This is a genomic window from Streptomyces sp. NBC_00872 (assembly GCF_045161915.1).
Lineage (GTDB): Bacteria > Actinomycetota > Actinomycetes > Streptomycetales > Streptomycetaceae > Streptomyces.
The window spans coordinates 1,591,122-1,598,237 of record NZ_CP108806.1 but is presented as its reverse complement, the minus strand read 5'-3'; the positions used below and the strand labels follow the sequence as shown (position 1 = coordinate 1,598,237).

Sequence of the window (7,116 nt, the reverse complement as noted above, 5' to 3'; positions counted from 1 at the left end):
CCCATGACCAACCCCTTCGACGACGAGGACGGCACCTTCCTCGTCCTCGTCAACGACGAGAACCAGCACTCGCTCTGGCCGCAGTTCGCGGACGTCCCGGCCGGCTGGACCGTCGTCCACGGCCCGGACTCCCACGCCGCCTGCCTGGAACACGTCGAGCAGTCCTGGACCGACATGCGGCCCAAGAGCCTCGCCGACGCCATGAACGCCCAGCGGTAGCGCGCCGACGTGACCTCCACCGAAACGCTGGACGGGGCCCGCGACACCGCGGGCCCCGCCCGGCCCGACGGCCTCGCCGCGGCCCTGCTCACCCCCGGGGCCCGGCGGGACCCGTACCCGTTCTACGCCCGCATGCGACGCGAGGACCCGGTCCACCGCAGTCCCCAGGGCATCTGGTACCTCACCCGGTACGCCGATGTCGAGGCGGCGCTGGGCGACCTGCGGCTGTCCAACGACCGGGACCGGATGACCCGCGCCTACAGCGCGCTCGGCGGCGACCTCAAAGCCCTCAGCCGGCTCACCGAGCGACTCGGCCGGGTGATGACCAACACCGACCCGCCGGACCACGCCCGGCTGCGCAAACTGGCCAACAGAGCCTTCACCGCCCGGCGGGTGGAGGCCCTGCGCGACGGCGTCCAGCGGATCGTCGACCAGCTCATCGACGAGGCGGTCGCCGCCGGAACGGCCATGGACCTGATCGAGGCGGTCGCCTCTCCGCTGCCGATGTCCGTCGTCTGCGAGCTCTTCGGCATTCCGGACGAGGACCGACCGCAGGTCAAGAGCTGGTTCCGCCGCTTCGGCCGGCTCAGCGAGGACATCGACAGGTCCGTGGCGGCGATCGACCAGTACGAGGAGTACCTCTCCGGGCTCATCCGGCAGCGCAGGCGTGAACCGGGCGACGACCTGATCAGCGCCCTGGTCGCCACCCAGGCACAGGACGACCGGCTCACCGACTCCGAACTGCTGTCCACCTGCTTCGTCCTGATCACCGCCGGCGACGAGACCACCACCCACCTGATCGGCAACGGCATGCTGGCCCTGCTGCGCCACCCGGACCAACTGGCCCGGCTGCGCGCGGACCCGGGCCTGATCCGCGGCGCCGTCGAGGAACTGGCCCGCTACGACACGGTGACCCAGGCGATCGTCCGGGTCGTCGCGCAGGACCTGGAGATCGGCGGACGGACGCTGCGGGAGGGCGAGCTGGTGTACCTGTTCCTCGGCGCGACCAACCGCGATCCCGAACGCTTCGAGGACCCCGACCGGCTCGTCCTGTCCCGCCCCGGCAACCGGCACCTGAGCTTCGGTCACGGACCGCACTTCTGCCTCGGCGGCCCGCTGGCCAGGCTCCAGGCGGAGGTGGCCGTCGCCACGCTGGTGCGCAGGCTCCCCGAGCTGCGGCTGGCCGACGGGGCAGCGCTGGACTGGCGGGACAACCCGCTGCAGCGGCGGCTGACCGCCCTCCCGCTCGCCTACTGACACCTGAACGACGACGAAGGAGAACCGACCATGGCCCGAGAGTTCGAGGTCTGCCGGGAGCAGGACCTGCCCGTCCCACCCGACCAGGTCTGGGACGCGGTCGCCACCGGCCCCGGCAACCTCGGCTGGCTCTATCCGATGGAGATCGAACCGCGCGTCGGCGGAAAGGTCACCCGGGGAGACGCCACCGTCGTGGCGTGGGAGCCGCCGTACCGTCTCGCCGTCCGGGCGACTCAGGAGGGCGGGTTCTCCAACACGCTCAGCTACCGCGTCGAGCCGGCCGGCGGCGACACGAGCCACCTGCGGATGGGAATCCACTGGGTGCACACGGGGATCGTCGACGACGCCTGGAACTGGGACGGCAAGACGGACGTGGCCGAGAAGTACGTCGACTTCCACCAGCACGCCCTCGCCGAGTACCTCCGGCACTTCGCCGGCCGCCCTGCCGTCTACGTCAGGTCCCAGCACCCCGAACCCACCGCCGACCCGGCAGACTTCGCCGCCCTGCGCCGACGCCTCGGTCTCGCCGACGACGCGGCCGTCGGCGACCGGTTCACGCTCCTCGCCCCCGGCCCGGACCCTGACCCTGACCCCGTGGAGGTGGTCGTCGACTGGCTCAGCGCCGACTTCGTCGGCCTGCGAGGCCCGGACGCCCTGTACCGGTTCTTCAACGGCAGCACCTGGAACGTGCCGATCTGGCTCGGCCACCACCTCTTCGCCGAGGACGCCGACGAGGCGCGGGCCACCAAGGCGTGGACCGCCTGGCTCGACGACACCCATGCCCAGGAGCTCTGATGGAAACCTCCACGCAGACCCTGCTCTTCGCCGCCGAACTCGTCGAGGAGAACGGCACCTACGCCCTCGTCGTCCACGACGTGAGGCGGGATACCGTCCAGTCCACCCCGGTCCCCAAAGCCATGGTCGACAAGCTCCCGGCCTTCCTCTCGGCGCTCACCGCCAAGCTCCACCCGGTACCGCCGCGCCGCCGCTGACAACCCGTCCGGGAAGCCGGTCCGGGCGCGGGAGCGCCGGGGCCGGCCCGCCGGCGACAGGGGCAGCACGGCCGCACCGGACGACAGTCTCACCTCGACGGCTCGAGCCGTCGGCGTCAGCCCGAAGCAATACCGCAAGGCAGAGGCCGAGGGAGCCGCTGCTCCCGCTCGTCGGAGCGCTTGTTGCCGGCGGCGGTCGGCATGCCGAAGGCCGGAGACCGTCGCTGCGGCCAGGCCGGGCGCAGCCGTCACGCCCGGTAGAACTCAGCCGTCGTGGTGCCCGTACATCGCCAGGATCTGCTCGTCGGATTCCCCACGCCACACGGCCGCCGGGACACCGCGGCCATGAGCTGACGACGCGTCACGAAAGTCGGCATCGGGTCAGCACGAGGTCCCCGGCACCGCTGCGCGGTGTGCCGGGATCCGCTTCGACGTCACTCATCGCTCGCCCTTTCCCATCCGAGAATGATTTCATATTCAATGATCGTGCTTGACAGTAAGGTCCCTGCCTCCCGCACACGCGCGGCAGAGAGCGACGGCCGGGAGCGGCCCCGAAGGAGTCCACGTTGGGTGACACCGCAGCAGATCCCGCGAGCCGCCGGGTCTTCATCGACAAGCAGAGCCCCAAGGCGTACCACGCACTGGTCGAGACGGCCGACGCGGTCCGTGCGGTCGCCGCCGAGGCGGGGCTGGACCGTATCCTGGTGGAGCTGATCAACCTCCGGGTGTCACAGATCAACGGCTGCGCCTACTGCCTCAACGTGCACACCAGGGCCGCCCTGCGCGCCGGCGAGACCTCCCAGCGGCTGGGCGTGCTCGCCGCCTGGCGTGACACCGAACTCTTCACGGCACGGGAGCGCGCGGCGCTCGCCCTGGCGGAGGCGACCACCGAACCCGCGAACGCGCTCGCGCAGGAGAACGCCTACGAAACGGCTCGCCAGGTCCTCGACGACGACGAGATCTCCGCCACGATCTGGGTGGCGATCACCATCAACGCGTTCAACCGGGTTTCCGTCCTGAGCAAGCACCGCGTCCCCTGACGCCCGGTTCCCCGGGCGGGGGCCGCCCACCTCGGTCCGCTCACCGGGCAGCGCGCGGACCGGGGCCAGGTCAGTGGACGGTGGCCCGGACAGCTTCCTCGATCAGCTCGACGACGCGCTCGGGATGGGCGAGCATCACCAGGTGCGAGGAGTCGATCTCGACGCTGGTCATGCCGGCCCGCTGGTAGCCGTAACGCTCCACATCGGGGTTGATGGTGTGATCGGCCGCGGCGACCAGACCCCAGGAGGGCTTGGTCTTCCACGCGGCCGCCGGTGCCTTCTCGGCGAAGGCCTGCGCGGCGAGCGGACGCTGGGAGACGGCGAGGACGGCGGTGAGGCCGGGGTCGACGTCGGCGGCGAAGACGGACGGGAACTTGTCGATCCGGACGGACACGTCGGTACCGGGAGCGGTGGAGCCCTCGATCGGGAAGGGGGTGTAGACCAGCGCGGCGGCGAGGTCGGAGTCGGGGAAGCCGCCCTGCAGCTCGCCCAGGCTCTCGCCCTCCTCCAAGGCGTAGCCGGCCAGGTAGACCAGCGCTCTGACGTTGTCCTCCACGCCGGCGACGGTGATGACGGCGCCGCCGTAGGAGTGTCCGACCAGAATGACCGGTCCGGGTATCCCACGGACGACCGAGGCGATGTAGGCGGAGTCGCCGACCAGGCTGCGGTTGGGCACCGCCGGTGCCACCACGTCCAGGCCGCGGGCGATCAGCTCGGGGATGACAAGGGCGAAGCTGGACGCGTCGGCGAAGGCGCCGTGGACCAGGACGACGGTAGGACTCTCGGAACGGGACAAGGCACAACTCCCTGTTGATGTCGATGTTGAAGTGGTGGTGATCGGACGGTGCGCGGCCGGTGGCCGGGAAGGCCCGCTGCCCGTGTCGGGAGCGAGCGGCGCCAGGAGACAGGGCGGCTGCCTCGATCGAGCACGCTCCGCCGGGCCGGACCGGCGCGGGCGGTGTCCGAGCCGGGCGATCGGCCGCAGGCCTGAACAGCACAGCCGCAGGCCTGAACAGCACATTAGGGGCGGCCCGCGAAGGCGTCTTGCCTGCCGGCGCACCGCATGTGGTCCGTCAGCGCCTCCGAGGGGTGAGGGGGTGGACGTCCCCGAAGGCCATCGCGTAGCGGCGGGCCGGGACACGTCCCTCTCCGGTCCCTCTCCGGTCCCTCTCTGGTCCCTCTCCGGTCCCTCTCTGGCACTTCCAGACAAGAAGCAATGCGTTCGAAGACAACAGGCGGCGAGAGGTCCGCCCTAGCGTGATGACATCCCGTGCCGCGAACGCCCAGGGCGTCGGAAGCCAGTGGGCCGATGCCGTCCCCGCAACGAACGCCCTGCCTCATCGAGACGGAGCATCGTCTCGCGCGCGCCAGTCACTCCGGACGAAGGAACGAGACCTTGCCGTACATCACCGTGGGCCAGGAGAACACCACCAGCATCGACCTCTACTACGAGGACCACGGCACCGGGCAGCCGGTCGTGCTCATCCACGGCTTCCCGCTCGACGGCCACTCCTGGGAGCGGCAGAGCGCCGCGCTGCTCGACGCCGGCTACCGCGTGGTCACCTACGACCGCCGCGGCTTCGGACAGTCCAGCCGGCCGACGACCGGCTACGACTACGACACCTTCGCGGCCGATCTGAGCACCGTGATGGAGGCCCTCGACCTGAAGGACGCCGTCCTGGTCGGCTTCTCGATGGGCACCGGTGAGATCGCCCGGTACGTATCCGCGTACGGCTCCTCCCGGGTCTCCAAGGTCGCCTTCCTGGCCTCGCTGGAACCCTGCCTGCTCAAGACCGACGACAATCCGGACGGGGTCGCCCCGAAGGAGTTCTTCGACGGTGTGGTCGCGGCCGTCAAGGCGGACCGCTACGCGTACTACACCGCCTTCTACAAGGACTTCTACAACCTGGACGAGAACCTGGGCACCCGGATCAGCGAGGAAGCGGTCCGTAACAGCTGGAACGTCGCCGCGAGCGGCGGCTTCTTCGCCGCCGCCGCCGCGCCGTCGACCTGGTCCACCGACTTCCGGGCCGATATCCCGGCCATCGACGTCCCGGCCCTGATTCTGCACGGCACGCACGACCGGATCCTTCCCGTCGAGGGAACCGCGCGGCACTTCCACAAGACGCTCCCGTCCGCCGACTACGCGGAGATCGAGGGCGCCCCGCACGGACTGCTGTGGACCCACGCGGAGGAGGTCAACACCGCGCTCCTCGCTTTCCTGCGGAAGTGAGCCCCCGCCGCGGCTCCGCCCCGCTGCCAACCGGCTGTCCTGCTCACGAGCTGAATGCGTAATGCGGCCTTGGCGCTTGGCGGCCCACAGTCCCTCGCACTCGCGATCTTTCAGCGGAAAATTCTATGTGAGATTGTTCCTCCAATTCCTTCTGGACTGTTCGGTCTTGAAACTGTGTCATTATCAGTACCGGCTCCGGTAGCCGGTCGACCACGAAGTCCGTGGAGGGAGACCGATGTCCATTGTCCTGTCCACCGAGCCGCTGTCCGCCTCCGACCGGGCGGAACGCTGGCACGAAGCCGTCCTTCGCACCTTTGTGCCACTGGATGTGACTCTCCTCGAAAAGGAGCCGTCACCTGGAACGATTGTCAGCAATCAGCTCGGTCCGCTGAGGATCTCCAGCGTCCGGGCGGGGCCGCAGATGGCGACGCGCAACGGGCGTATGATTTCCAGGGATGATCAGGAATCGCTTATCCTCAGCCTTCAGCACGAGGGCACCGCGATAAAGGAGCAGGACGGGCGGGAATCGCTGATAAAGCCGGGTGAATTCTCCATCAGCGACTCGTCCCGCCCGTTGAGGAAGAAGCTCGAAGGCGAATTCAGCTTCACCTCGTTCCAGTTCCATCGCCGAGAGCTTCATGTGCGGGACGAAGATCTCCGGGCACTGACCGCGACGGCCTTCACCAGTGATGAGGGCAGCGCCGCACTGGTGGCGACCTATCTGGCCCGCATGGCGCGCGAGGCGGCGAGTTTCGATGACGCCGTCGGCCGTCGGGTCGCTGCCACCGCGCTCGGTCTGGTGGAGCTGCTCATCGAAGAGCGGTGCGGTCGCTTCGCTTCCGCGGCTCCGCAGACCGGCGCGGCCATGCTCGTACGCGTGAAGGACCACATCATGCGGAACCTCTCCGACCCCGACTTGTCACCGTCCCGAATCGCCAAGGCGCACTTCGTGTCGGTTCGCTACGTGCACAAGTTGTTCCAGATGGAGGGCGTTACGTTGGGCGGATGGATTCGGACGCAGCGGCTGGAGCGCTGCCGCCGGGAGCTTCTCCGTCCCATGGCCAGGGAGTTGGGGGTGGCGGCCATTGCCCGGGACTGGGGTTTCGCGAGTCCCAGCCATTTCAGCCGTGCCTTCCGCGCGGCCTACGGGATGACGCCTCGCGACTGGCAGGTCGAGGGCCTGTCCGGTGAACGGCGCACCGCTGAGAACGGTTGAATGTCGCTGTTCTTCTTCGGAGCCGAACGTAAATCCGTCAGCGCCTGTCACTCGGAACGGGTCGGCGGCGGCGACGGGCGGCCGACGGTAAGGGCGTCAGGGCTTGCGCGGGCGCACTGAATTCGTGCCGACAACGCACCGCACTTCACGTGCGCTGCG

General features: G+C 69.4%; 8 protein-coding genes. 7 read left to right on the top strand and 1 reads right to left on the bottom strand.

Translation table 11 applies throughout. The annotated features are described in order from the left end of the window. The first annotated feature begins 3 nt into the window (after window positions 1–3). From OG214_RS06870 to OG214_RS06850, 5 genes are all read left to right on the top strand, one after another. Window positions 4–219: an MbtH family protein gene (locus OG214_RS06870; protein WP_363083690.1), complete on the top strand. Its 216-nt coding sequence runs from the start codon at window positions 4–6 to the stop codon at window positions 217–219. Window positions 220–228: 9 nt separating this feature from the next. Beyond that, the gene (locus OG214_RS06865; RefSeq protein ID WP_405984170.1) at window positions 229–1,476 is read left to right on the top strand and encodes a cytochrome P450; all 1,248 of its coding nucleotides are present in this window, start codon (window positions 229–231) and stop codon (window positions 1,474–1,476) included. A 30-nt stretch (window positions 1,477–1,506) separates the two neighbouring features. After that, complete coding sequence (locus OG214_RS06860; protein WP_405984169.1) at window positions 1,507–2,271, top strand: SRPBCC domain-containing protein; 765 nt, start codon at window positions 1,507–1,509, stop codon at window positions 2,269–2,271. Beyond that, window positions 2,271–2,468: a hypothetical protein gene (locus OG214_RS06855; protein WP_363083687.1), complete on the top strand. Its 198-nt coding sequence runs from the start codon at window positions 2,271–2,273 to the stop codon at window positions 2,466–2,468. Before OG214_RS06860 ends, OG214_RS06855 begins: the two co-directional genes overlap by 1 nt. Before the next feature lie 566 nt (window positions 2,469–3,034). Next, complete coding sequence (locus OG214_RS06850; RefSeq protein WP_363083686.1) at window positions 3,035–3,508, top strand: carboxymuconolactone decarboxylase family protein; 474 nt, start codon at window positions 3,035–3,037, stop codon at window positions 3,506–3,508. Between the two features lie 70 nt (window positions 3,509–3,578). Here OG214_RS06850 and OG214_RS06845 read toward each other — a convergent pair whose 3' ends face one another. Continuing rightward, window positions 3,579–4,304 (bottom strand): alpha/beta fold hydrolase, encoded by a 726-nt coding sequence (locus tag OG214_RS06845; protein WP_405984168.1) that lies wholly within the window; start codon window positions 4,302–4,304, stop codon window positions 3,579–3,581. Window positions 4,305–4,904: 600 nt separating this feature from the next. Between OG214_RS06845 and OG214_RS06840 the strand changes: the two genes are divergently transcribed. Continuing rightward, window positions 4,905–5,741, top strand: coding sequence for an alpha/beta fold hydrolase (locus OG214_RS06840; protein ID WP_405984167.1), 837 nt, complete (start codon window positions 4,905–4,907; stop codon window positions 5,739–5,741). A gap of 235 nt (window positions 5,742–5,976) precedes the next feature. Beyond that, window positions 5,977–6,957, top strand: a complete 981-nt coding sequence (locus OG214_RS06835) for a helix-turn-helix domain-containing protein (RefSeq protein WP_405984166.1) — start codon at window positions 5,977–5,979, stop codon at window positions 6,955–6,957. Window positions 6,958–7,116: the final 159 nt, after the last annotated feature.

Coding starts and splice junctions, on each gene's coding strand:
- OG214_RS06870 (WP_363083690.1), top strand. CDS start 4: ATGACCAACCCCTTCGACGACGAGGACGGCACCTTCCTCGTCCTCGTC.
- OG214_RS06860 (WP_405984169.1), top strand. CDS start 1,507: ATGGCCCGAGAGTTCGAGGTCTGCCGGGAGCAGGACCTGCCCGTCCCA.
- OG214_RS06855 (WP_363083687.1), top strand. CDS start 2,271: ATGGAAACCTCCACGCAGACCCTGCTCTTCGCCGCCGAACTCGTCGAG.
- OG214_RS06835 (WP_405984166.1), top strand. CDS start 5,977: ATGTCCATTGTCCTGTCCACCGAGCCGCTGTCCGCCTCCGACCGGGCG.